This window comes from Allobosea sp. FBZP-16 (assembly GCF_002831785.1).
Taxonomy (GTDB): domain Bacteria; phylum Pseudomonadota; class Alphaproteobacteria; order Rhizobiales; family Beijerinckiaceae; genus Allobosea; species Allobosea lupini.
The window spans coordinates 265,207-287,049 of sequence record NZ_LNCQ01000032.1 but is presented as its reverse complement, the minus strand read 5'-3'; the positions used below and the strand labels follow the sequence as shown (position 1 = coordinate 287,049).

26 protein-coding genes and 1 tRNA gene are annotated in these 21,843 nt (G+C 67.1%); 19 read left to right on the top strand and 8 right to left on the bottom strand.

The features are described from left to right. The first annotated feature begins 45 nt into the window (after positions 1 to 45). Positions 46 to 1,062, top strand: coding sequence for a LexA family protein (locus CXY91_RS18040; protein ID WP_248307541.1), 1,017 nt, complete (start codon positions 46 to 48; stop codon positions 1,060 to 1,062). On the opposite strand, the gene CXY91_RS18035 is transcribed toward CXY91_RS18040, so the two are convergent. Further along, on the bottom strand, positions 1,037 to 1,282 hold the full coding sequence (locus tag CXY91_RS18035; RefSeq protein ID WP_100962607.1) for a hypothetical protein: 246 nt from the start codon (positions 1,280 to 1,282) through the stop codon (positions 1,037 to 1,039). The genes CXY91_RS18040 and CXY91_RS18035 overlap by 26 nt on opposite strands. Before the next feature lie 174 nt (positions 1,283 to 1,456). Here CXY91_RS18035 and CXY91_RS18030 point away from each other — a divergent pair, with 174 nt between their 5' ends. Genes CXY91_RS18030 through CXY91_RS17975 form a run of 12 tightly spaced genes read left to right on the top strand, consistent with a single transcriptional unit; the run spans position 1,457 to position 8,561 of the window. Next, positions 1,457 to 1,801: a hypothetical protein gene (locus CXY91_RS18030; RefSeq protein WP_100962606.1), complete on the top strand. Its 345-nt coding sequence runs from the start codon at positions 1,457 to 1,459 to the stop codon at positions 1,799 to 1,801. After that, a complete protein-coding gene (locus CXY91_RS18025; RefSeq protein WP_100962605.1) occupies positions 1,802 to 2,170 on the top strand; it encodes a hypothetical protein in 369 nt (122 codons plus the stop codon). Beyond that, a complete protein-coding gene (locus CXY91_RS18020; protein WP_100962604.1) occupies positions 2,167 to 2,490 on the top strand; it encodes a hypothetical protein in 324 nt (107 codons plus the stop codon). The genes CXY91_RS18025 and CXY91_RS18020 overlap by 4 nt, the downstream gene beginning before the upstream one ends. Further along, positions 2,487 to 3,221: a hypothetical protein gene (locus CXY91_RS18015; RefSeq protein WP_100962603.1), complete on the top strand. Its 735-nt coding sequence runs from the start codon at positions 2,487 to 2,489 to the stop codon at positions 3,219 to 3,221. The genes CXY91_RS18020 and CXY91_RS18015 overlap by 4 nt, the downstream gene beginning before the upstream one ends. After that, entirely contained in the window at positions 3,218 to 3,439 is a 222-nt protein-coding gene (locus CXY91_RS18010) for a hypothetical protein (protein ID WP_100962602.1), read from the top strand. Before CXY91_RS18015 ends, CXY91_RS18010 begins: the two co-directional genes overlap by 4 nt. Beyond that, the gene (locus CXY91_RS18005; protein WP_100962601.1) at positions 3,436 to 5,601 is read left to right on the top strand and encodes a ParB/RepB/Spo0J family partition protein; all 2,166 of its coding nucleotides are present in this window, start codon (positions 3,436 to 3,438) and stop codon (positions 5,599 to 5,601) included. Before CXY91_RS18010 ends, CXY91_RS18005 begins: the two co-directional genes overlap by 4 nt. After that, the gene (locus CXY91_RS18000) at positions 5,601 to 6,440 is read left to right on the top strand and encodes a DUF6551 family protein (RefSeq protein WP_100962600.1); all 840 of its coding nucleotides are present in this window, start codon (positions 5,601 to 5,603) and stop codon (positions 6,438 to 6,440) included. The genes CXY91_RS18005 and CXY91_RS18000 overlap by 1 nt, the downstream gene beginning before the upstream one ends. Then, positions 6,437 to 6,643, top strand: coding sequence for a hypothetical protein (locus CXY91_RS17995; protein WP_100962599.1), 207 nt, complete (start codon positions 6,437 to 6,439; stop codon positions 6,641 to 6,643). The genes CXY91_RS18000 and CXY91_RS17995 overlap by 4 nt, the downstream gene beginning before the upstream one ends. A gap of 13 nt (positions 6,644 to 6,656) precedes the next feature. Beyond that, entirely contained in the window at positions 6,657 to 6,986 is a 330-nt protein-coding gene (locus CXY91_RS17990) for a hypothetical protein (RefSeq protein WP_100962598.1), read from the top strand. Next, entirely contained in the window at positions 6,983 to 7,204 is a 222-nt protein-coding gene (locus CXY91_RS17985; protein ID WP_100962597.1) for a hypothetical protein, read from the top strand. Before CXY91_RS17990 ends, CXY91_RS17985 begins: the two co-directional genes overlap by 4 nt. After that, a complete protein-coding gene (locus tag CXY91_RS17980; RefSeq protein ID WP_100962596.1) occupies positions 7,204 to 7,464 on the top strand; it encodes a hypothetical protein in 261 nt (86 codons plus the stop codon). Before CXY91_RS17985 ends, CXY91_RS17980 begins: the two co-directional genes overlap by 1 nt. A gap of 11 nt (positions 7,465 to 7,475) precedes the next feature. Next, the gene (locus CXY91_RS17975) at positions 7,476 to 8,561 is read left to right on the top strand and encodes a tyrosine-type recombinase/integrase (protein WP_100962595.1); all 1,086 of its coding nucleotides are present in this window, start codon (positions 7,476 to 7,478) and stop codon (positions 8,559 to 8,561) included. A gap of 57 nt (positions 8,562 to 8,618) precedes the next feature. Here the strand turns inward: CXY91_RS17975 and CXY91_RS17970 are convergent. After that, a tRNA-Arg gene (locus CXY91_RS17970) sits at positions 8,619 to 8,695 on the bottom strand. Between the two features lie 28 nt (positions 8,696 to 8,723). On the opposite strand from CXY91_RS17970, the gene CXY91_RS17965 reads away from it, so the two are divergent. The 3 genes from CXY91_RS17965 to CXY91_RS17955 all read left to right on the top strand — a co-directional run bounded on the left by CXY91_RS17965 (position 8,724) and on the right by CXY91_RS17955 (position 11,979). Then, entirely contained in the window at positions 8,724 to 9,554 is an 831-nt protein-coding gene (locus tag CXY91_RS17965) for a hypothetical protein (RefSeq protein ID WP_100962594.1), read from the top strand. 6 nt (positions 9,555 to 9,560) lie between these two features. Then, positions 9,561 to 11,036 carry a M48 family metalloprotease gene (locus CXY91_RS17960; protein WP_100962593.1) on the top strand — a complete coding sequence of 492 codons (1,476 nt, stop codon included), beginning with the start codon at positions 9,561 to 9,563 and terminating at the stop codon, positions 11,034 to 11,036. A 73-nt stretch (positions 11,037 to 11,109) separates the two neighbouring features. After that, positions 11,110 to 11,979: a dienelactone hydrolase family protein gene (locus CXY91_RS17955; RefSeq protein WP_100962592.1), complete on the top strand. Its 870-nt coding sequence runs from the start codon at positions 11,110 to 11,112 to the stop codon at positions 11,977 to 11,979. A gap of 61 nt (positions 11,980 to 12,040) precedes the next feature. Here CXY91_RS17955 and CXY91_RS17950 read toward each other — a convergent pair whose 3' ends face one another. From CXY91_RS17950 to CXY91_RS17930, 5 genes are all read right to left on the bottom strand, one after another. Then, positions 12,041 to 12,637, bottom strand: coding sequence for a CarD family transcriptional regulator (locus tag CXY91_RS17950; protein WP_100962591.1), 597 nt, complete (start codon positions 12,635 to 12,637; stop codon positions 12,041 to 12,043). A gap of 388 nt (positions 12,638 to 13,025) precedes the next feature. Beyond that, positions 13,026 to 13,361 carry a ferredoxin FdxA gene (fdxA, locus tag CXY91_RS17945; protein ID WP_091838018.1) on the bottom strand — a complete coding sequence of 112 codons (336 nt, stop codon included), beginning with the start codon at positions 13,359 to 13,361 and terminating at the stop codon, positions 13,026 to 13,028. A 158-nt stretch (positions 13,362 to 13,519) separates the two neighbouring features. Beyond that, positions 13,520 to 13,831 carry an RNA-binding S4 domain-containing protein gene (locus tag CXY91_RS17940; protein WP_100962590.1) on the bottom strand — a complete coding sequence of 104 codons (312 nt, stop codon included), beginning with the start codon at positions 13,829 to 13,831 and terminating at the stop codon, positions 13,520 to 13,522. Between the two features lie 19 nt (positions 13,832 to 13,850). Beyond that, positions 13,851 to 17,186, bottom strand: a complete 3,336-nt coding sequence (locus tag CXY91_RS17935; protein WP_100962750.1) for a helicase-related protein — start codon at positions 17,184 to 17,186, stop codon at positions 13,851 to 13,853. Between the two features lie 310 nt (positions 17,187 to 17,496). Beyond that, complete coding sequence (locus tag CXY91_RS17930) at positions 17,497 to 18,387, bottom strand: alpha/beta fold hydrolase (protein ID WP_091838023.1); 891 nt, start codon at positions 18,385 to 18,387, stop codon at positions 17,497 to 17,499. A gap of 397 nt (positions 18,388 to 18,784) precedes the next feature. Here CXY91_RS17930 and CXY91_RS17925 point away from each other — a divergent pair, with 397 nt between their 5' ends. Together CXY91_RS17925 and CXY91_RS17920 are read left to right on the top strand one after the other, a co-directional pair. Continuing rightward, complete coding sequence (locus tag CXY91_RS17925; RefSeq protein ID WP_158673468.1) at positions 18,785 to 19,774, top strand: hypothetical protein; 990 nt, start codon at positions 18,785 to 18,787, stop codon at positions 19,772 to 19,774. Continuing rightward, the gene (locus tag CXY91_RS17920) at positions 19,771 to 20,445 is read left to right on the top strand and encodes a hypothetical protein (RefSeq protein ID WP_100962588.1); all 675 of its coding nucleotides are present in this window, start codon (positions 19,771 to 19,773) and stop codon (positions 20,443 to 20,445) included. Before CXY91_RS17925 ends, CXY91_RS17920 begins: the two co-directional genes overlap by 4 nt. A 9-nt stretch (positions 20,446 to 20,454) precedes the next feature. On the opposite strand, the gene CXY91_RS17915 is transcribed toward CXY91_RS17920, so the two are convergent. Next, positions 20,455 to 21,285 (bottom strand): DUF3108 domain-containing protein, encoded by an 831-nt coding sequence (locus CXY91_RS17915; protein WP_158673467.1) that lies wholly within the window; start codon positions 21,283 to 21,285, stop codon positions 20,455 to 20,457. Between the two features lie 253 nt (positions 21,286 to 21,538). On the opposite strand from CXY91_RS17915, the gene rpmB reads away from it, so the two are divergent. Beyond that, positions 21,539 to 21,826, top strand: a complete 288-nt coding sequence (gene rpmB, locus CXY91_RS17910) for a 50S ribosomal protein L28 (protein WP_091838032.1) — start codon at positions 21,539 to 21,541, stop codon at positions 21,824 to 21,826. Positions 21,827 to 21,843 lie beyond the last annotated feature (17 nt).

Here is a 21,843-nt window from a genome sequence, read left to right as displayed (position 1 = left end):
CGAGGCCGGCGTGGCCTCTGGCTGGGGAGCCTCTGGGCTAGGCTGATGGACGGGCAGGAAGTCGGCGGGTACGAGCGGAATCCCGTTCGCGCGGGCATAGTCGAGCAGCCGCTGATGCAGCCGCTGCGGGATCAACCCCCCGGTGCCGCCCTTTTCGACGGGCTGCTGCCAGCGATAAGGCGCGGTATACGCCCGCCCAGTGATCTCGCTGACTTTTCGTTCGCCGCCGAGGCGGAGGATGATTGTCGTCGCCGGTTCCATAGCGGCGCAATTTCTATTTTTCGCAATTCACTGTCAAGCGCCATTACCCACTTTGTTCGTGGCCAGCCAGTTCTGAAAAACAGAAAATGCGGCATGAACGACGAACTGATCAGATGGATTGACCAGGGGCTCAAGAAGCCCGGAAAGTCCAAGAAAGACCTCGCCGCAGCCATGGGCCGATTTCCCTCGGCCGTCACCAAGCTGCTTAAGGGCGATCGCGATATCAAGACACACGAGCTGCCGATAATCGCCGCCTATTTGGAGGAGCCGCCGCCCGCAATTCCGGGCATGGACTTCAGGTTGAAGCAGGAAGTCGAGGAGATCCGCGAGAGCCGGCTCTTGCCAGTCACCACTGTGGGGCCGGTCCAGGCGGGCGCCTTCATCCCGATCGACGAGTTCGACCAGAGCGAGCCCGAGGTCTTTTACGAGCCGGCCGATCCTGAGTTTCCGCGGGCGCGCCGGACCGCCTTCGATGTCATTGGCGACTCGATGAACCGGCTTGAGCCGTCCCCCATCCTGCCGGGCTCGAAGGTAATCGGCGTCAACTACGACGATATCGGCATCCCGTTACGCGACAACATGGTCGTCGTCGTGCAGCAGGAGCGCGATGCTGGCCATCTGCGCGAATGGTCGATTAAGCAGATTGAGCTGCAGGATGAGCACATCGTCTTTCATCCTCGCTCCAGCAACCCGCGGCACAAGCCGATCATCGTGCCGCGGGATCTGCGCGCCGACGACGGGCGCCAGGTGAAGATCCTGGCACTCGTACGTGAGATCAAGAACAGGGTTCCAGTCTTCTGACATCGACGAGCTGCTCGTTTCGCAGTTCCTTGATGTCGGTGATGATGCCGATCGGCGACTCGCACTCCCGGCAGAAGAACTTCTGCTCGCGCAGGAAATTGCTTTCGAGCAGCTCATCGATGTCCTGCGGCGCATCCTCCGCCTCGGGCGGCTCCAGCCGCGTGCCGTAATTCTTCTGGCAGTTGGCGCAGTGGACGTAGACCTTAAACGCGATACTCATGGTCGCCTCCGTTATTTGGTTCTCATTGTGTTCACGGTCGTCGGTGAGTCAATTCGCCGCGAATCGGCCTGCTGACACGATCTGACAATACCCATTATCGCTCGCGAGCTAGTTGACATATTTCTATTTTGTAGAAATGCTGCCCTCCATCGCAACCACGATGGAGGGCGCGTCATGCGTCACGAACGTCCCCAGCCCGGCCGGCCGACGCCGATCGAGCCGCTCAACGCCGCGCTGCTGAGAACCCGCCTTGCCTGCCCGGGCACGGCCCTGGCTGCCCGCAAGTGCATGCCGCTGGACACGCCGACCGGCGAGGTCCGCGAGGTCATCGTCGCCGACATGGTCGAGATCATGGACGAAGCCCGCGTGCAGCGCGGCTTCGCCGAGATCTACGACCTGAAGCGCGCCGGCTATCCCGAAGACACCTGCAGCGTGCTCGGCCCTGAGGCGGCGAAGCTACTGGCCCGCCGCGTCGCAGATCGCCGCGACGCCCAGGACGACATTGCGGAGGTGGCCTAGATGGACGCCTTCGCCCTCAGCCCCGCCGATTATGATCGGCGCACTGCCGCGATCCGCCGCCTGGAGCGGGTCGCGATCGAGATGGACTGGCTCAGGACCCAGCTCCGGCAGGCGAGCAGCAGCGACAACGTCGCGCTCTCGCCGCTCGCCATCGCGGCTCGCGCCGGCTGGATGAATGCACAGGCGGCGCTGATCCAGGCCGAGGGCGGCATGCGCTCGCCGAGCATGATCAAGGCCATTGGCGAGCCGGGCACGGTCGACTCGGCCAGCCTGCGCAGCCTGTCGCTTTCGACCCTGCTCGCGGCCGAGGCGCGCCTCTCCGGCAAGCCGCCTATGCCGGCCGCGATTGCGCAGGGAGGCGGCCGGTGATCCGCACCCGCGAGACCGGCGGCATCGTGCCGCGCGAGCAGCCTGACAGCCGCGGCCTGTCAGGCGCCCTTCAGCGCGCTTCCGAGGCATCCGACAACGATGCGGAGGCGCAGGCCGAGACGGCACGGCAAAGGGCGAGCGAGGAGGAAGCGACACAGCGCACCACGCGCACCATCCTTTTCGACGCCATGTACCGCGCCAAGCGGGTCAACGGCGACACCGGCTTCGATCATGCCGACCTCGCCCAGGTCGACGCGATCGAGGCCGAGGCCAATCGCCTGTTCCGGCGCCGGCGCGAACGCGTGGGAGATGCGTCATGAAGCCCGGCGATACCGAGCCCGCCCGAGCGGCGCCCTGGGCCCAGACCGCGACCGGCCGGGCCTTGCCGCTCGGCCGTGCGATCGAGCCCGGCATGCTCGACATCCGGCGCGATATCGCGATTCCGCTCGGCAACACCGGGCGCTTCGCCAATCAGATGCCGACCGGCGTGCTCTATCCGGTGGCGCAGCACTGCACCATCGGCGCCGACCTTCTGCTGGCGCAGCACAACGACTACGGCCTCGCGCTCGCCTTCCTGCTGCACGAGGCGCACGAAGGCCCGCTCGGCGACTGGACCGAGCCGGTGGTCGAGGCGATGCAGGTCGAGCTCGACGCCATGCGGGAAGCCGCCGGCGCCGGCCTGGTGCCACGCATCTCGATCCGCGAGATCAAGCGGCGTTTGGCCGAGCCGATCGATCGCTATGTTCATGCGCTGGCCGGCCTGCCCTGGCCGCTGCCGCGGCACGTGCGCGAGCTCGTGCACGTCATGGACCGGCGCATGCTTCGGACCGAGCGCGATCACCTGCTCGCACACCCGCCGCGGCCTTGGGATGACGGCATTGAGCGCCTGCAGCCGCTGAACCTGCGCCACCGCATCAAGGTGCAGAAGCCGGCGGTGGCGTCGGAGCAGTGGATTCTGCGCTTCGACCAATGGAGCGCCCGGGTCCACGCCGAGCGCGTCGCCGACCAGACCTCGCTGATCGCCAGCCGCCTGCGCGAGGCGGTCGAGTGAATACGCCCCGCACCGCGATCGTCGCGATCGCCGTGCCGGCTCACGTTTCGGACCAGGAGCTGGCGAACCGCCTCTGGCGCGTCCTGCGCGAGGCCTGCCAGCCGCCCGATCCACCCGATCCGGCCTTCGCCTTTCCCGATCCGGCCTCGCTCGAGGTCACCGTCTACGGCTGCGCCGCGGCCGACCTCTTCAACCAGGAAGGAAGCCCGTCATCATGACGCAGGAGTTTCAGCAGTTCTGGCCGCACGACCTTGTCGCCGGCGAGGCCGTCAATGTTCGCCCGGGCGACGAGGATGTCAGCGACCTCCTCGGCTCGATCGCCGCCCATGGCCTGCTGCAGCCGCTCGTCGGCCGCACGCGCGAAGACGAGACCGTCGAGATCATCGACGGCAACCGCCGCCTGAAGGCGCTGAAGCAGCTCTTCGACGAGGGCAAGCTGCGCGAGAAGGTCCCGGTCATGCTGCGCGACCAGGAAGCCGACGCCGACGCGTTCGAGATCTCGCTGGCCGCCAACATCCTGCGCCGCCAGCTGCATCCGGTTGCCGAGTTCGAAGCCTTCGCTGCCCTGATCGACAAGGGCAAGGACAAGCAGGCGGTCGCCGATCATTTCGGCATCCCGCTTCGCGCTGTCGAGCAGCGTCTCGCGCTCGGCCGGCTGCATGCAGACGTGCGGCTGGCGTGGCTGGAGGGCCGCATCAACGGCAATGCGGCGCGGGCATTCACGATCGCCTCGCCGGCGGATCAGGCGGCTTACCTGTTCAAGGTCACCTATCCGGATGAGCTGCAGGAAGGGCATATCCGCCGATCCTTCACAAAGGAGACTGTGCCCGCGTCAAGCGGCCTGGCTCGCTTCGTCGGCGTCGAGGCCTATCGCAACGCCGGCGGCACCTTCGTGCCCGACCTCTTCGCCGAAGAGCCAGACTTCGCCGACGGGAAGCTTCTCACCTTCCTCGCCGATCAACTCTTGCAGGCGAAGGCCGAGGACCTGCGCGAGGTTGAGGGCTGGGGCGAAGTCCTCTTCGGCGAGGCAGCCGCGGACAAGTATCGCTGGCATCGCATGATCAAGCCAGCTCTGCCGGACGACGCCAAGCCGGCGCGCGTGATCGAGATCGAGCAGCGGCAGCAGGCAATTACAACACGGCTCGATGAGATCAACGATACCGGCGTCATCGGCGCCGAACCGGACGGGCCCGAGGGTGCAGACGAAACTGATGGGCTCGTCGACGCCCTCTCGAAAGAGCATGACGCGCTCGACGACGAGTACGACCGGCTCGAGGCCGAGCTCGAACAGCTTACGGAAAGCCAGGCCTGGTTGACCCTGTCGGCAGAGAAGCGCGCCAAGGCCGTCGCCGTGCTCGACATCGATCGCGAGGGCAAGGTCACCATCGCCCGCGGCTTCATGAAGGATCAAAAGCCGAGGCCGGAGCCGAAGCCGACCGCCCTCTCGACGCCTGCGCCGAAGCCGTCGCCGGCCGGCGAGGAAGCGCCGGAGCCTGCCCGCCTGTCCGCCGCGCAGATGGACGAACTGGCGCTCACCGCGACCCGCGCTGCTGCGCATGTCGTTGCAGCCCAGCCCCGCCTCGCGCTGGCGCTCTTCGTGGCGTCGGCCGCCACGCTTGGCAGCCCCGTCCGGTTCCGCTCCGAGGGACGCAGCGAGGGCCCCGGCCTGCCGTGGGAGGGCCGCAGCTACGAGTCCAAGAAGACCACGACTTTCGTCGACGTCTTCAAACGGACACAGCTCCTCTCGATCGACGAGCTGCAGGTCCATACCGCGAAGTGCGTGGCGCACATGCTGGATTTCACCAGCAAGGCGATGAACGGCTACAACATGGACGCGCTCACGCCGGAGGCCGCCCAGGCGGTCCGCGCCGCGCTTCCGGCCGTCGATCATCGCGCCGCCCTGGTCCAGGCCTTCGACCCGGCCGAGTATTTCAGCAAGGCGCCGAAGCAGGAGGCGATCACCGCGATCCGCGACTGCGGCGACGATCCCGGCAAGCACGCCAAGCTGAAAAAGGCCGACCTCGGCGCCGTCGCCACCCGCCTCGCCACTGAGCGGCACTGGCTGCCCGAGATCCTGCGCGGCGGCATCTTCGACGCCGTGCTGTCGGCCGAGGAGCCGGAAGGCGACGATCAGGAGGAAGATGCCGGCGGCGACGAGGAGCCGGCCGAGCCCGAGACGCCGGCGACCGCGGCCGAGGCCGCCCTGCAGATCTGGCTCGGCCAGGAACGCACCAGACTGGTCGCGATGAAAGCGCCGGAGCTGCGCGAGCTGCTGAAGGAGCGCGGCGTCTCGATTCCCTTCGGCTCGACCAAGATGCAGCTGATCGAGCTGGCCCTGCAGCATGGCGATCCCGACTCGAGCGTCGAGGAGGCCGCCTGATGGAAGCGCTTCGCGAGATCGACGTCAGCGACTTCGCCGGCGTCAGCTGGGCCGGCCAACCCGGGCCGGCGCCACAGGTCCAGTGGATCGAGGTCGCATCGCTGCGCATCGACGACCGCTATCAGCGGCCGATCAGCCAGCGCGGCAAGATGCAGGTCCGCCGCATCGCCGAGCGCTTCCGCTGGTCGCGCTTCGCGCCACTGATCGTCGCTCCCATCGAGGGCGGGCTCTATGCGGTGATCGACGGCCAGCACCGCGGCCATGCCGCCAGGCTGCGCGGCATCAAGAGCGTGCCCTGCATGGTGGTGATCGTCGACACGGCCGAGCAGGCCGAGGCCTTCGCCGAGATCAACACGCAGCAGCTCGCAGTGACCGGCGCCGTGCTGCACAAGTCGCGAGTCGTCGCCGGCGAACACAAGGCGGTGCAGCTACAGGCGGTCTGCGATGAGGCCGGCTGCAGGATCGTCACGCCGCGCGCGCAGTCGGAGCTGAAACGCGGCGACACCTTCGCCGCGGCGACGCTCTACAAGATGATGGAGAGCTATAGCGAGGGCACGCTGCAGCGCGCCCTCGAAGCCATCATCCAGGTCGGCGACGGCAACGTCGGCCTGGTCCGCGCCAACGTCGTCTCGGCCTATTGCGGGCTGTTCGAGGGCAGGCAGGACCTGCGCGACCACCCGGGCCTGATCGACGCGCTCGACGACTTCGACCTGCAGGAGGCCTTCGTCAGCATGCAGCGATCGCAGCTGAACCGCGGGCAGCACCGCTGGCGGCTCCTCGCAGACGAGGTCGAGGCCTTCCTCGGCCGCAAGCTGCGCCTGCCCAGGGCCGCGGCATGAGCCGGCCGCTCGATCCCTTCCCGGGCGGCGAAGGCTGCCCGCTCGAGGCCTTCCGGCGGCGCGCCATCCGCGCCGGCTGGACCCTGCTCGCGCTCGCCGTCTTCGGCGTCGCCTTCAGCATCGTCTGGCTGAGCGACCCGATCTGGCCCTGCCGGCGCACACCCGAGGGCGGGATCATCCATCTGCTAAACTGTCGCCGTTGATGGAGACTGGCGCATGAAGCTGCGTGTAAAAGCCGTGGTCGAGCCCTTGCTGCAGCGTGGCTTGAGCGAGGGCGCCATTCGGGCGCTGCACCCGGAACTGAACCCAGACTCGATTCGGGGGGCGGCCCAACGATACAAGCGACAGCACGGCTTAGGCGGGAAGCGCCGCGATGCTCCGAGGGTAGCTCTCTACCTCTCACCCGAGACCGCAACGAAGCTCCGGCAGGAAGCGGAAAGTCGGGGCGTTTCCCCGCATGACCTTGCTGCACGTCTTCTCACCCGCATTCTCGCGGGCGGCAGTCTTGCGCCGTTCCTTGACGAAGATCCGGAGACGACGGCGTGACAGCCTGGCGACGAGCGCGTCAACGGCGTATCGCGGCGCGCAAGAGCGCCGAGCGGGTCCTTGAGCGCGAGGAACAGCTGGCGCGCGAGATATGCGCCGCGATCCACTACAGCGGTTGCAGCTGCCGCGACAACGCCGCCGCGGATAGCTGCGGCAAGATGAAATGGGCCGCCAAGCGCGCGATCCGTTTTATTGAAGAGGAAGGGGCCCGCAGCTGATGCCACGCGCCTCCGGCCGCCTCGATTCCGTCGCTTGGGTTCCTCGTGGCCTGTGCCGCGAGGAGGCCGCCTATTATGTCGGCGTCGGCACTACGAAATTTGACGAACTGGTCGCCAGCCGTCGCATGCCTCGGGCTCGAAAGATCGACAGCCGCCTCGTCTGGGATCGCGTCGAGCTTGATATGGCGTTCAGCGATCTCGCGCATGTCAGCGAGAATGCGATCGACGCCGCCTTGCAGAAGGGCGGCCGAGGCGGCTAGCGTCTCCGCTCATGACCACCGAGCACCCGAACGCCAGCCCCTATACCGATCGCCACGGCCGCGAGCGCTGGCGCTTCCGGCGCGCCGGCAAGACGGTCGCGTTGCCGCATCAGCCCGGTCATCCGCAGTTCGAGGAAGCCTATCGCGCCGCTGTCGAAGGCCGTGCGCCGCGCAAGGCGGACGTCCGGCCATTGCCGACAGCTGCTGCGCCGCGCTCGATGCGGGCGGCGTGGCGCACAGTCGTCACCAGCAGCTTCGAGTGGAAGCAGCTCGACACCGTCACCCGTGAGAAGCAGACGGCGATCGCCGAGGCTTTCCTCGATTCGAAGATCGCCGAGAGCAGCAAGACGACTTGGGGAGAGGTGCCGATCGCGGATCTGCGTCGCCGGCATCTGAAGGCGCTACTGGCCGATCGCAGCGACAAGCCGCACGCGGCGCGGCATCTCCTGGTCGTCATCCGGAAGATGATTCTCGCCGGCCTCGACGAGGAATGGATCGATACCGATCCGAGCTACCGGCTCAGATACCGGCCGGAGACCAAGGGGTGGCGCGCCTGGACGGACGCAGAGCGGGCCAAGTTCGAGGAGCGCTGGCCCCTCGGGACGACGCCACGGCTCGTCTACGCTCTAGCGCTCTGGCTGGGGAACCGGCGCAGCGACGTCGCCGCGCTCCCGGTTTCGGCGATCCGGGGCGACCGAATCGTTCTGACCCAGGTGAAGACCGGCCGGGATCTGCGGCTGTCGATCACGCCGATGCTGCAGGAAGCTCTCGCACAAACCGATCTTTCGGGCCCGACAATCCTGAAGACCGCGTACGGCGAACCGTTCTCCCCGAAGTCGCTCACCGGTCGCATGCGCGACTGGACGAAGTCGGCCGGGCTCCCAGAAGGCTGCACCCTGCACGGCCTGCGCAAGACGCTCGGCGGCATGCTCGCCGACAGCGGCGCGACCACCCGCGAGATCATGGATACGCTCGGTCACACAAACCTGAAGCACGCCGAGCTCTACACAAAATCGGCGAACCAGGAGCGACTCGCGCGCGCGGGGCTCGACAAAGTCACGCTGCTTCACAATGCCAGCAAGAAGGCCAGTGGCTAACCCGGTGGCGAACCACCCTGGCGACCCACCTTGTAAGTCGTTGATTTAGGCTAATTTTGGCGTCCCGGAAGGGATTCGAACCCCTGACCTACGGTTTAGGAAACCGTTGCTCTATCCTGCTGAGCTACCGGGACGCACGTCCTTGCGTTTAGCATAAAGCCGATGCAGGTGAAGCCTTCCTTTGCAGTGATTATCTGCGTACTCGCTGTCATGGCCGCATGCGCCTCGATGGCGCGGGCGGCAGATGACGCTTGCGCGCCGGGGGAAACGGCCGAGCAGGTCCGCCTCGCCGGCCTCGACCGGCATGGCGACCCGCAGCTCGCCGATGGACGGACTATCAGGCTGGCCGGACTGGCGCCACGGCAGAACGAGACCGAGCGCGAGCATTTCGCCGCGCAGCTGGGACGCTGGCATGGGCGCGAGTTCCGGCTGGCACCGCTCGGCGGCCCCGATCGCTGGGGGCGTGTGCCGGCCCGATTGCTCGCAGCCGAGGGGACGGATGCGCTCGCCGGCCAGCCCGACCTGAGCGCCGCCCTTCTCGCCGCAGGCGCGGCGCGGCGGCTGCCAGAGCCCGGCCTTGCTTCCTGCAACGAGCTCTGGCGCAAGGCCGAGCCACGGCCGGCGGTCGCAGGCAAGGCCGGCAGCCTCGCGCCAGCCGCAACCCAGGGCAATTTTGCCGCAGTGGCCTTGCCCGTCATCGACGGCCATGATGCCTCCGCAATGAAAGCGCAGGCGGGGCGGATCGTCGTGGTCGAGGGGCGTATCGCTGCCGTGGGCGAACGGGCACAGCGGACCTATCTCAACTTCGAACGGCGGCGTGGCGCGGGTGGCAGCATCGTTCTGTCGCGCGCGCTCTGGCGTGACTTGCAGCGCAGCGGCTGGACCGCGTCGGCGCTGACAGGTAAACGCGTGCGCGTCAGCGGTGTGGTCGAGGGGCGCGATGGCCTCCTGATCGAGGCGCAGACGCGTAGTGCACTGGAATTGATCGACTAGGGGCCGATGCGGAACGTTCAGCGACATCGTCAGCCGATCCGGGGGCGTCTCGTCGCCGCGGTGCTGCCGGCCTTGCTGCTGGCGGCCTGCTTCGGTGACCAGAATTCCGTCCTGGCACCGCTCAACCAGCCGGGCGGCGAGCCGGCGCCCCGCGTCGCCAGCCTGCAGCGAGGCACCGACCGCGAGCACCAGCGCCTGCTTGCGGCCTTCGGCGGCGAATACCGCGCCCCTCAGGTCAAGGCCGAGCTGGAAGCGATCATCGCCCGCCTCGCCAAGGCCGGCGAGGGCCAGATCGGCACCTATGAGGTGACGATCCTGAATTCGCCGATCGTCAACGCCTTCGCTTTGCCGACCGGGCGGCTCTACGTCACCCGCGGGCTGCTTGCGCTGGCCAACGATTCCTCCGAGATCGCCTCGGTGATGGCGCACGAGATCGCGCATGTCACCGCACGCCACGCCGTCGAGCGCGCCGAGATGGAGGCGGAATCGGCGCTGGTCAGCCAGGTGGTGGCGCAGGTGCTGAACGATCCGACGACGGGGGCGGCGGTGCAGCAGAGCTCCAAGCTCTCGCTCGCCCGCTTCTCGCGCCAGCAGGAGCTCACCGCCGACCAGATCAGCGTGCGCAACATCGCCCGCGCCGGCTACGACCCCTATGGCGCCGGCCGCTTCCTGGTCTCGCTCGGCCGCAACACCAGCTTCCGCGCCGGCCAGCAGGGCGGCGGCGACAAGAAGCTCGACATTCTCTCCAGCCACCCCTCGACGCCCGAGCGCGTCGCTGCCGTCACCAATGGCGCGCGTCAGATCGGTGCACCGGGCCTCGGCGAACGCGACGCCGCGCGCTGGCTCGCCGTGGTCGACGGCGTCGCCTTCGGCGACGACCCGGCCGATGGCGTCGTGCGGGGCCGCCGCTACCTCAACAGCGCCCTGCGTATCGCCTTCACCGCGCCGGATGGCTTCGAACTGGAGGCCGCGCGCGAGATGGTCGTCGGCGTCAGCAATGACGGCTCGCAAGCGCTGCGCTTCGATTCGGTCGCGCTGAAGGCCGGCCAGACGCTGGAATCCTACGTGGCGTCGGGCTGGATCGACGGGGTCGCCACGGCCGAGGTGCAGTCGCTGACCGTCGGCGGCCTGCCGGCGGCTGTGACCTCCGGCAAGGGCGCCGACTGGACCTTCCGCCTCGCGGCGGTCCAGGCCGGGCCGCGCGTCTACCGCTTCATCCTCGCCGCCAAGGGCCAGAACGATCCCGAACGCGCCATGCGCGCTCTGCTCGACAGCTTCCGCAATCTCAGTGCCAGCGACGCGCAATCGGTCAGCCCCCTGAGGATCCGGCTCGTCACGGCCGGCGCCGGCGACACGCCCGCCAGCCTGGCCGAGCGCATGGCCTCGACCGATCGGCCATTGGAGCAGTTCCTGATTCTCAATGGGCTGGAGCGCAACGCCAAGCTGACGCCCGGCCAGCGTTACAAGATCGTGAGCGAATAGCGCGCAGCGCGCCGGCTGCTTTCGGCGCGCCCTGTGCTAGCCTCCCGGCCGTCGTCAGGACAGGGAGGCAGCCATGGCGCTCGATCGCCGCATCGTCGAACTCTACGACGAATACACCCACAAGCCGCTCGACCGCCGCAGCTTCATGAACCGGCTGATCGCCATCGCCGGCTCGGCCGCCGCGGCGGAAGCTGCGCTCGCCTTGCTGGAGCCGAACTACGCCCAGGCCCAGCAGGTCGCGGCCGACGACGCCCGCATCAAGAGCAGGCGCATCGATGAGACGGTCGGCGGAGTCAGGCTCAAGGGCTACCTCGTCACCCCGAAGGCCCAGGCGAAGCGGGGCGGTGTCCTCGTCATCCATGAGAACCGCGGCCTCAATCCGCATATCGAGGACGTCACCCGCCGCGCCGCGCTCGCCGGCTTCACTGCGCTCGGCGTCGATTTCCTCACTCCCCTCGGCGGCACGCCGGCCGATGCCGACGCGGCGCGTGCCCTGTTCGCGCAGCTCAAGCCCGAGGATGTCGTTGCGCAGGGGCGCGCGGCTCTGGCCTTCCTCAAGTCCCGGCCGGACACGACCGGCAAGGTCGGGGCGGTCGGCTTCTGCTGGGGCGGCGGCGCGGTCAACGATCTCGCCGTCAGCGCGCCGGAGCTCAATGCCGGCGTCGTCTTCTATGGGCGCTCGCCGGATCTTTCCAAGGTGCCGCAGATCAAGGCCCGGCTGCTGATCCAGCACGCCGCTCGCGATACGCGCCTGGTCGAGGGGCTGCCGGCCTATGAGGCGGCGCTGAAGGCGGCCGGCATCACTTACCAGGCGATCGTCTATCCGGACGTCGACCACGCCTTCCTCAACGACACCAGCGCCGAACGCTACAATGCCGCGGCCGCCAAGCTCGCCTGGGAGCGGACCGTGGCTTTCCTGGCGGCAGAGACCGGTGCGGCCTGATACGAAAAAGCCCGGCGGGGCGATCCGCCGGGCTCTTGCTATCCGATAGCGGAAAGCTGCCTCAGGCAGCCTCCTCCTGCAGGTCCTCGTCGCCTTCCTCGGCATCGGCCGCCTCGGCGGCCTCGCCCTTGCCGGCGCGGCGCGGCGACTTGGCGAGCTGACCCTCGATCTTCTTCAGCGCCTCGGTCTCGGTGATCTCCTCGACGGCCGCGATCTCGCGGGTCATCCGGTCGATCGCCGCCTCATAGAGCTGGCGCTCGGAGTAGGACTGCTCGGGCTGGGCTTCGGAGCGATAGAGATCGCGCACCACCTCGGCAATGGCGACGAGATCGCCCGAATTGATCTTGGCTTCGTATTCCTGGGCGCGGCGCGACCACATGGTGCGCTTGACACGGGCGCGGCCGGTCAGGGTCGAGAGCGCCTTGCCGACGATGTCGGCATCGGCGAGCTTGCGCAGGCCGACGCTCGCCGCCTTGGCGGTGGGGACGCGCAGGGTCATCTTGTCCTTGGCGAAGCTGACGACGAAGAGTTCGAGCTTGAAGCCCGCGACTTCCTGCTCCTCGATCGCCGTGATCTGACCGACGCCATGGGACGGATAGACGACGAACTCGCCCGTCTTGAAGCCCTGGCGCACAACAGTCTTCTTCGCAATGGACATGCCGTTTCGACTCCTGCATCTCTCCGCCGGAGCGGAGACGCGACTTTCAGCCGCTGGCCGGGATGACCGGCGGCACTCTGCCTGACGTGACGGGCAAGCCTTCTGGCTCTTCTCCCGACACAACATGCTCCCTCAGTCAGTTGTTTCTTGCTGGCCACCAGACACGAAGACAGCAACACGCCGGGCATTCTGACCGGTCGGGCCTGCTGTCGTCTCTGGGAGTGCCCCGTTTGTGTAACCTCGCAGGGGCAGGCGGAAAGAACTCGACTGTGGCTTGTGGATACCACAAAATTCGCGCCGAATCAAAGGTAAACGGAATGCGAATGCCGCCGGGCCGCGTTGCGGCCGGCCATGGTTAACCTCGATCAGGCTCTGACGAAGGGTAACGTCAGTCGCCTTCGCCGGGCTCCGGCGACAGAAGCTCGAGCTTGTTCGGCACGCCGTCGAACTCCTTGGCGTCGGCCGGCGAGTCCTTCTTCTGCGTGATGTTGGGCCAACTCGCAGCGAACTTCGCATTGAGCTGCAGCCAGCTGTCGAGGCCGGGCTCGGTGTCCGGCTTGATCGCCTCGGCCGGGCATTCCGGCTCGCAGACGCCGCAGTCGATGCACTCGTCGGGATGAATGACGAGGAAGTTCTCGCCTTCATAGAAACAGTCGACCGGACAGACTTCGACGCAGTCCATGTACTTGCACTTGATGCAGTTCTCGGTGACCACATAGGTCATGGCGCTGTCCTTCCAATCGGCCGGCGCTTCTTTAGAGCCGGTCGAGAGAATGTTTCAAGGCCCTGTCACGACCGGAAACGAGATCAAACTTCCATCGAAACAACCGTTTCGAGAAGATTTTTCGCAGGCACGCTGACACGTCCCGCGCAGCCTTCGCGTTATCGCTTCGGCTCCTCCGGCGCAAGCGGCGGAACGCCGCGTTCGCCGCCGCTCAGGACCTCATACAGCGTCTGCGCCTGCTCGTAGGAGCCTCGCCGCTCGGCGAAGGCAGTGACGCGCACCACCAGCGTCGCATGCGGCAAAGCCAGCGTCAGGACATCCCCCGGCTTCACCCCGAGCGCCGGGTTCTCGACGCGCTTACTTGCAATGCGGACATGGCCGTCCTCCACCAGCTGCACAGCGGCGGGGCGGGTCCGCGCGAAGCGCGCGAACCAGAGCCATTTGTCGAGGCGTTGCCGATCGTCCCGCAAGCAGCCTCCCTACGCTGCGTCAGCGCTTGCGCCCGTCATTGCCCTCGAGCTGGGCCTTGAGGGCGAGCAGCTTGGCGAAGGGCGAATCCGGATCGGGCTGGCGCTCGGCCGGGCGCGGCCGCGCCGGCTGCTGGAAGCGCTGCTCCTTGCCGCCACGCTCCTCGCGACGCGGACCACCACCGGGGCGGGCGCCATCGCGCTTGAACTCGGGCCGGGGACCACGCTCGGGGCGCCCGTCACGCCCCTGGGCATTGCGACCAGCACCTTCCTGCGCTGCAGGCTCGCCGCCGGCCGGGCGCGGGCCGTTCCAGCCACCTTCGCGCCAGCGGTTGCGATTCGGCGGACGCTGCCCGCTCGGCTTGCCCTCGCCGCTTCCCGTGACGGGAGCGGCCTCGGCAGCACCGGCGCGGCGGTCGGGCCGGCGTCCACGCTGCCCCTGCTCGGGACGACGGCCGCCCTGATGGCGATGCGGCCGCCAGATCTCGATCAGCTCGGGCTCGGCAGGCGCAGTCACCTCGACCGCAGCGGCAAGCTCGCCTGCCGCCTCGGCGGCAACGACAGGCTCGGCCGTCTCGGTTTGGGGCGGGGACGCGGCTTCCGCCACCGGCTTGTCGCTCGGCAGGGCCAGGATCGACATCGCATCGGCCGGCACCGGCTCGGCCGGGCTGGCGACGTCGTCTTCCGTCGGAGCGGCAGCGACCTCGGCATCGGTCAGGATCGGAGCATCCGGGGTTTCACCCGCGGCAGCGACGCTTTCCGTGCTTTCGACCGCACCTTCGACGTCGACGGAATGCGCTTCATCAAGCGCGTCAGTCGCCTCGGCCACGGCCTCCACCGGGACTGCCGGCGTGGTCGCGGCCGGCGCGGGCGCAACAGCGAGCGGCACCGTGATGGCCGGGCCCGGGCGCTTCTGCGAGACATAACCGAGCGAGCGCAGGATCGAAGCGAAATCCTCGCCGGCGCAGCCGACGAGCGAGGTCATCGCGCCGGTGGCGACGAAGCCGTCCTGATCGGCAGCGCCAACCGGCGGCTGGCCGAGCGTCACGCCAGGTCGATAGGCGATCGCCGGACGGATGAGGTCGGCGAGGCGTTCGAGGATATCGACGCGCACCGCCCGCTCGCCGCAGACGCGGTAGCCGGCGGCGCGATAGAGTCCCTTCGGGATCTCTTTGTTGGCCGGGAACGAGGTCCGGCCGGAGGAGGCGAGATGCGAGATGTCGTCGAGCCCGGCGGTCTCCGGATTGCCGTGCTTCAGCGCCCAGAGCTGGGCGGCGAGCGCCCGCGGTGCCGGCTTCAGCAGCGCCGGGACATAGAGGTGGAAGGCGCCGAAGCGGATGCCGAGCTGGCGCAGGCCCGCCCGCCCTTCCTGATCGAGCGTCTTCATCTCCTCGGCGACTTTGCTGCGCTCGAGCACGCCGAGCGCTTCGGCCGCCTGATAGGCGATGCCGCGGGCGATGCCGCTGACGCTCTCGGCGTTCTCCAGGATCTGGAGTGGGCCGAGCAGCTTGGTGACGTGATGCTTCAGCCAGGCGGCCAGCCTCGTCTCGATCTGCTCGCGGGCCTGCGCCGGCAGGTGATCGTCGATCATCAGGCGCAGGCGCGGCTCAAGCACCTTATCGCCAGCGGCCAGGCGTGCCACGGGCTCGCCGATCCAGCGCACCAACCCATCATGCGAGAGCACGAAGGCATCGTCGCCGGCCAGTACGACGCGCGAGGCGCGGGCCTCGAGCTCGCCAGCCAGCGCCTTCAGCGCCGCAGCGTTCAAAGCTTTCGCTTCCGGACCACCCGCCTTCGGGTCCGCCGTGAAACGGAAGCCTTGCAGCAATCCGACATGCTGACCCTCGACCAGGACATCGCCGGTCGCGGTGACTTCGGCCTCCAACATTGCATTCTCCCGCAGGCGACGCATCAACACGCTCGTGCGCCGATCGACGAATCGGCTGGCAAGCCGTTCGTGCAAAGCGTCCGACAGCCTGTCCTCTACAAGACGCGCCACCCCCTGCCAATGCTCAGGATCAGGCAACCAGTCCGGACGGTTCGCGACATAGGTCCAGGTCCGCACCTGGGCGATGCGGGCCGAGAGGGTGTCGATCTCGCCATCGACCCGGTCGAGCGCAGCCAATTGGCCGGCATACCAGTCCGGATCGAGCCGGCCATGGCGCATCAGGCGCAGATAGAGCGTCGTCGCCAGTTCGGCATGCTGCATCGGTGCGATCTTGCGATAATCGGGCAGGCCGCAGACCTCCCAGAGCCGCGACACCGCCGGCTTGCCCTGCGCCAGCCGCGAGACGTCATGATCGCGCGCCAGGATCTCCAGCGTCGTCATGTCCTCGGCGATCAGGGCCCGGGTCAGCCCCGGCTCCTGCGGCTGGATATTGAGGCTGTCGAGCAGCCCCGGGATCGAGCGCAGGTCGAGATCGGAGTTGCGCCACTGCACCTGCCGCACCGAGTCGAAGCGATGATCCTCGATCGCCTGGACCAGGTCCTGATCGAAGGGCGGCGCGCGCCCGGTGGTGCCGAAGGTGCCGTCGCGCAGATGCCGCCCGGCCCGGCCGGCGATCTGGCCGAACTCGGCCGGGTTGAGCTTGCGATAGTGATGGCCGTCGAACTTGCTGTCGCCGGCGAAGGCGATGTGGTCGACATCGAGATTGAGCCCCATGCCGATCGCGTCGGTGGCGACGAGATAGTCGACATCGCCCGACTGGTAGATCTCGACCTGGGCATTGCGCGTGCGTGGGCTGAGCGCCCCCAGCACCACCGCCGCTCCGCCCTTCTGCCGGCGGATCAGCTCGGCGATGGCGTAGACCTCCTCGGCCGAGAAGGCGACGATCGCCGAGCGCCGCGGCAGGCGGGTGATCTTGCGGTCGCCGGCAAAGGACAGGTTGGACAGGCGCGGCCGCGAGACGACGTTGACGCCGGGGATGAGCTGCTCGACCAGCGGCTTCATCGTGCCGGCGCCGATCAGCATCGTCTCTTCGCGGCCGCGATGATTGAGCAGCCGGTCGGCGAAGACATGGCCGCGATCAAGATCGGCGGCGAGCTGGATCTCGTCGATGGCGACGAAATCGACCGCAAGGTCGCGCGGCATCGCCTCGACCGTGCAGACCCAGAAGCTCGGCCGCTCCGGCTTGATCTTCTCCTCGCCGGTGACGAGCGCGACGGCGTGTGGCCCAACCTTGTCGACGACGCGTTGATAGACCTCGCGCGCCAGGAGGCGCAGCGGCAGGCCGATCATGCCCGTGGGATGCGCGACCATCCGCTCGATGGCGAGATGGGTCTTGCCGGTATTGGTCGGTCCGAGCACCGCCGTGACGCCGCGAGCGCGGAGCGAAGGCGGAAGGGAACGGGTTTGGATCAAGACGCTGGAGCTTTCCTGCAGCCCGGGCGGGGCAAGCCCTACCGGGTCGAGCCGCCTGAAGGCAACCCGATCCGTGAACAGAACGAGTCCGGAACGAAGCGGGGCCGAATCGCTGACTCCCACAGAATCAGGTTTCGTTCACGGCGAGATATTGCGGCAAGCGATTCAAAAACCACAAGATTTTGAATCGCCCTCATTCTTCATCCTTCGCCGACTTGCGCGCGCGAGGGCCGCTTTCGCTCATGTAGGTGTTGTGCGCCAGAACGCGAGAGGACTCCGAGGAATACGGTAGACAATAAGCCGCCAGTTAATCCGCGAACACATCGGCCACGACCTGCGCCGCCTCATCCGGCGCCTCGACATGGACGAAATGGCCGGCGCCCTCGCAAAAGCTCACCTCCACATCGTCGAAATAATGCGACAGGAAGCTCGCCCACTCCGATTTCAGGATCGGGTCGTGCCGGCCCCAATGGACCCTCGTGCGCTGATGGATCGGCACGGAGGGAGCCGGGTGCCCGTCGATCGCGGCGATCCGCGCCGCGTTCTGGCTCCGATACCAGTCGAAGCCGCCGCGCAGATTGCCGGGCTTCATGAAGTTCTCGACGTAAGTGTCGAAGACCGGCGCGAAGGCATCCTTGCGATGGCACCAATGCGTCAGGAAATGCCCGAGATAGAGCGCGCAGGCCTCGCGACTGGAGCCGATCAACTGCTCCGCCAGCGGCAATTGCTGGAAGGACTGGTACCAGATCTCGTTGACATGGCCATCGCGGACCCAGGCCGAGCCTACACTCGGCGTCGGGCAGTTGAAGAACAGGAGCTTCTCGACCCGTTGCGGATGACGCCGCGCCAGCCCCTGCGCAACATAGGCGCCGACATCGTGGCCGACGACGCCGACCGGCCCGGTGCCGAGCGCGTCCAATAGCGCCGCGATGTCGTCGGCATGGGCGTTGGCGCCGACATCGCTGCGCGGCGTCGCTGACTTGCCGCTGTCGCCGAAGCCGCGCAGATCGGGCGCGATCAGACGGAACTCACCGTGCAGCCGGTTCATCACCGGCAGCCAGCTCATCCAGAATTCCGGCCAGCCATGCAGCAGAAGGACTGCTGGCCCGTCGCCGACCTCGGCGACGTGGAGAACGGTGTCCCGCACGACAACTTGGCGGTGCCTGAGGCCGGGCGGCAAGGCGAAATCGCTGGACATGACGGCTCCGGAACCGAATCGCCGGGAAGGCTAGCGCCTCGAACGAGCGTTCCGCAATCCACGCAGGGGCAGAGCCTGCATGCGCGGGAAGGCATGGTAGCCGAAGTGCCGGCGGGGATGGGCGGCGATCTTATCCCCCGCGCTTCCGGCGGCCTGAGAATGGCGCGCTCAAGACAGGGGAGCACGCCATGCCGGATCAGCCGTATCGTTCACCCAGTGATAGCGCGCGCTGGCGCGAGATCGTCCTTTTGCGCCGCGGGCTCGTTTCGCTGAAGGCCAGACGCGGCTGCTGCGCCATGAGCTCGCCCGCAAATACAATCCCGACCAGCCGCGCGTGCCGGCTGGCAATGCCGATGGCGGGCAGTGGACCAGCGGTGGAGGCGGGGGCGGCCCAGCGTTGGCCGGAACGGATTTTCTGAGCGACCTTGGCGCTGCCCTGTCGAGTGCGCTGAACTTCGGCGATGTCGTCGCCGATACCAGCGGCGAGGAGAGCTGGGCCTTCTATCAGGACGCCATGCGCCCCGACGGCCTGCTGGCCGAACGCGCCGTCGTCAACCGCGACGGCTCGACCATCCACTCCGAGTTCGCCGAGGCCGACCGCAGGAACGACTGGGACGAGCGGCACACCGTCACCTCGCCCGAAGGCGGCAAGACCACCTTCGAGACAGCCGACCGCACCCAGACGATCCGCGATGGTGGTCCCGACGGCGAGGTCGGTTCGCGCTCGACCTGGACCGAACGCGGGCCGGGGCGCGAGGCGACCGTGCAGCAGGCGTTCGCTCCATTGCTGCCCGCTGCCCCCGCGGCGGCGGAGGTCACGATCACATCGGCTCTGACGCTCTTCACCTGGCTGTCGGCGCGAAACAAGATCGATGGGCTGGAAGCGACCATTGCCTTTAACGCGCGAGATTATCGCCCCGGCGAAGCGCCTGGCTTCGACCTTGGCTATGTCGGCCAGATCAGCCGCTCCGAAGCGGAAGCAGCGTGTCGCTATCTGCCCGAACTGCAGTCCCGCCTCGACGCCGCCATTGCGACGGTCGGGCCCGCGAGCAAATATCCATCACCGGCCGTTTACGGGACGTATGTGCAGACGAACATGGGCAACCAAATCACGACGCAGAACTATCCCGACCTGAAGGCCGAGCGGTCGTTCTTGAAGGAGTTAAGCGAACCGACCTCGGAGACCCTGCGCCGGTACGGTTATCCCGATACAGTGCGTTATGACGCCTACGAATTGAGGGCTGACGGAACACTTTGCATTTACGATTTCAAGGCCGGGAGACGAGGCCTGTCCGTTCGCCGCTCGGATATTTTGGCGAACGCAGGGCGATATGGCTTTGCTAGCGCGCGTCGCATCGTCGTCCTCGAAGTCAGGCCGAGCAAGTGACATCGAAGAAGCAAATTGCCGAGCTCCTCGACACATTGGTAGCTCGGCACCATGACTTGGTACGATATGGACCGTTTGTCGTCCTCAGGCCACTACGCCATATCATCCGTTCCGTCTCGATCGATCGTACGAGGGGATCCGACCTGCCGGATCTATTCTTCTCGATCGGCTATACCTGCGACCCCTGCGCAACCGTGCAAGGCTTTTGGCTCGAGGGTTTCTCGACCGGCCAGGACCAGCCACGATACTGGTCGCAACCGAACTTCAAGGATGCATTCCTCCGAGTCGTGGAGGAACGCATCTTACCGATGCTGAGATCCATCGAAAGCTTCGATGCGCTTCTGAGCTTCGACCAGAATCGAGAGTTTGGCTATCGTGAGACAGTCAATTCGCCGCTGCACAAGGTCCAGCTGGCTTCAGCGATGGGGCGTTTTGATGATGCGCTCGAGACCGCGCGTTGGATGGCGCTGCACCCCCGAAAATCTCGCTACTGGTCGGAGGGTAGCTATGCGCTCATTGTTGACCATCTCGCTCCCTTACTGGAAGCGCGAGACGAAGCCGGTATTGCGGCCATGTTGCACGACTGGGAGATGAAGACGATCCAGAAGATCGGAGTCTTGCCGATCTTCGAGCAGGTGCCATTCCCGTTCGAACTCGGCCGTAGCCGTTGATGGGGAACCTCAATTCCGCGTCGCGGTCGCCGTCACGCCCGGATCGACCTTGAAGCTCGAGGCCTCGATCACCGCCGTGCCGATCATCGTCTTCACGGATATGCGCACCGGCAGCATCATGTTGGTGCCGGCGACGGGGGCGAGCCAGGTCGAGATCTCCTTGTTCTCGGCCATGAACTTGGTCGAGGGCCGCAGGGAGCGATGGCCGGCGATCGGCACGTAGCGCGCCTGGCAGACCGAGACCGGGCCGCTATAGCCGTCGATCTTGATCTCGCGCGTGCCGGAATAACTCAGCTTTATGTCGTAGCGCGCCGCGCCGTCGAAGATCGCCAGCGTGCGGTTGCAGGCCGCCGCGCCGCCATTGCGGCCGGAAGCCTCGACCGGCATCAGGAAGGCGCTGAGCGGATCCATGATGTTGCGCTGGTGCTCGTCCTTGAGCGGGACGCGATCGGGCTTGGGATCGATCGGCGGCTCGATCGCCAGCGCCTGCACGGCATTGCCGCCGAGCGCCATGCGCACCGTGCGGCTTTCGCTGGAATTGGCCGAGGACACCGCGAAGGCCGTCGGCGAGAGCCGGCTGCCGTTGAGGTTGCCGGTCGCAGTGCCGGAACCGCGACCGCCGGTGAAACTGCCGACGAGGCCGGTCAGCTTGGCGGTGGCGTCGAGCTTGTAGCTGCCGCCGTCGATGCCGCCGGCGAGATTGGCCTTGCCGAGCGACAGGCCGAGCAGGCTGACGTCATAGGTCGCATCCAGCGACGCGGCCTGTACGGCCGGCGCAGGCAGGGCAAGCATCAGCAGCGTGATGAGGGCGCTGCTGGCAGGCGACAAGGCGAGCTTCATCTTGAGGCTCCGAAGCGCGACGGACATCGTCGCATGCACTGGGATTCGGTCCGAATCGTGACTGGCTACCGTCAGCTTGGCGGGATAATGGTTACCGAGATGTTTCCGGAGCGCTTTCGCGCGTCCTGCCTTGACGGGCTGTCACCGGCCCGTTATAGACCGCCCACTTCAATTTGACTTCCGGTGCTCGCCTGCCGGCACGTCGCGTGTCGGCATTTTGCGTTGAGTACTCGGAGATTTTGGGAACACGATCATGGCCCGCCGTTGCGAACTGACCGGGAAAGCCACCCTGACCGGCCACCTCGTCAGCCACTCGAACCGCAAGACCAAGACGGTCTTCCGGCCGAACCTCGTCAACGTCACGCTGCAGTCGGATGCGCTCGGCCGTTCGGTCCGCCTGCGCGTCTCGGCGAATGCGCTGCGCACCGTCGACCATCGCGGCGGCCTCGATGCCTTCCTGGTCAAGGCTCCGGCCGGTGATCTGTCGACCGGCGCGCTGACGCTGAAGCGCGACATCGAGAAGAAGCTCGCCGCCAACTGAGCGCCGGTTTCCCTCGG

What these genes read in the sequence shown, in the direction of transcription:
- CXY91_RS18025 (WP_100962605.1), top strand. Translation starts at nt 1,802, where the DNA reads ATGGACGCCTTCGCCCTCAGCCCCGCCGATTATGATCGGCGCACTGCC.
- CXY91_RS18035 (WP_100962607.1), bottom strand. Translation starts at nt 1,282, where the DNA reads ATGAGTATCGCGTTTAAGGTCTACGTCCACTGCGCCAACTGCCAGAAG.
- CXY91_RS18030 (WP_100962606.1), top strand. Translation starts at nt 1,457, where the DNA reads ATGCGTCACGAACGTCCCCAGCCCGGCCGGCCGACGCCGATCGAGCCG.
- fdxA (WP_091838018.1), bottom strand. Translation starts at nt 13,361, where the DNA reads ATGACCTATGTGGTCACCGAGAACTGCATCAAGTGCAAGTACATGGAC.
- CXY91_RS17995 (WP_100962599.1), top strand. Translation starts at nt 6,437, where the DNA reads ATGAGCCGGCCGCTCGATCCCTTCCCGGGCGGCGAAGGCTGCCCGCTC.
- CXY91_RS17975 (WP_100962595.1), top strand. Translation starts at nt 7,476, where the DNA reads ATGACCACCGAGCACCCGAACGCCAGCCCCTATACCGATCGCCACGGC.
- rpmB (WP_091838032.1), top strand. Translation starts at nt 21,539, where the DNA reads ATGGCCCGCCGTTGCGAACTGACCGGGAAAGCCACCCTGACCGGCCAC.
- CXY91_RS17950 (WP_100962591.1), bottom strand. Translation starts at nt 12,637, where the DNA reads ATGTCCATTGCGAAGAAGACTGTTGTGCGCCAGGGCTTCAAGACGGGC.
- CXY91_RS17955 (WP_100962592.1), top strand. Translation starts at nt 11,110, where the DNA reads ATGGCGCTCGATCGCCGCATCGTCGAACTCTACGACGAATACACCCAC.
- CXY91_RS18005 (WP_100962601.1), top strand. Translation starts at nt 3,436, where the DNA reads ATGACGCAGGAGTTTCAGCAGTTCTGGCCGCACGACCTTGTCGCCGGC.
- CXY91_RS17965 (WP_100962594.1), top strand. Translation starts at nt 8,724, where the DNA reads ATGCAGGTGAAGCCTTCCTTTGCAGTGATTATCTGCGTACTCGCTGTC.
- CXY91_RS18015 (WP_100962603.1), top strand. Translation starts at nt 2,487, where the DNA reads ATGAAGCCCGGCGATACCGAGCCCGCCCGAGCGGCGCCCTGGGCCCAG.
- CXY91_RS17930 (WP_091838023.1), bottom strand. Translation starts at nt 18,387, where the DNA reads ATGTCCAGCGATTTCGCCTTGCCGCCCGGCCTCAGGCACCGCCAAGTT.
- CXY91_RS17915 (WP_158673467.1), bottom strand. Translation starts at nt 21,285, where the DNA reads ATGAAGCTCGCCTTGTCGCCTGCCAGCAGCGCCCTCATCACGCTGCTG.
- CXY91_RS18040 (WP_248307541.1), top strand. Translation starts at nt 46, where the DNA reads ATGGACGGGCAGGAAGTCGGCGGGTACGAGCGGAATCCCGTTCGCGCG.
- CXY91_RS17980 (WP_100962596.1), top strand. Translation starts at nt 7,204, where the DNA reads ATGCCACGCGCCTCCGGCCGCCTCGATTCCGTCGCTTGGGTTCCTCGT.
- CXY91_RS17990 (WP_100962598.1), top strand. Translation starts at nt 6,657, where the DNA reads ATGAAGCTGCGTGTAAAAGCCGTGGTCGAGCCCTTGCTGCAGCGTGGC.
- CXY91_RS18000 (WP_100962600.1), top strand. Translation starts at nt 5,601, where the DNA reads ATGGAAGCGCTTCGCGAGATCGACGTCAGCGACTTCGCCGGCGTCAGC.
- CXY91_RS17960 (WP_100962593.1), top strand. Translation starts at nt 9,561, where the DNA reads ATGCGGAACGTTCAGCGACATCGTCAGCCGATCCGGGGGCGTCTCGTC.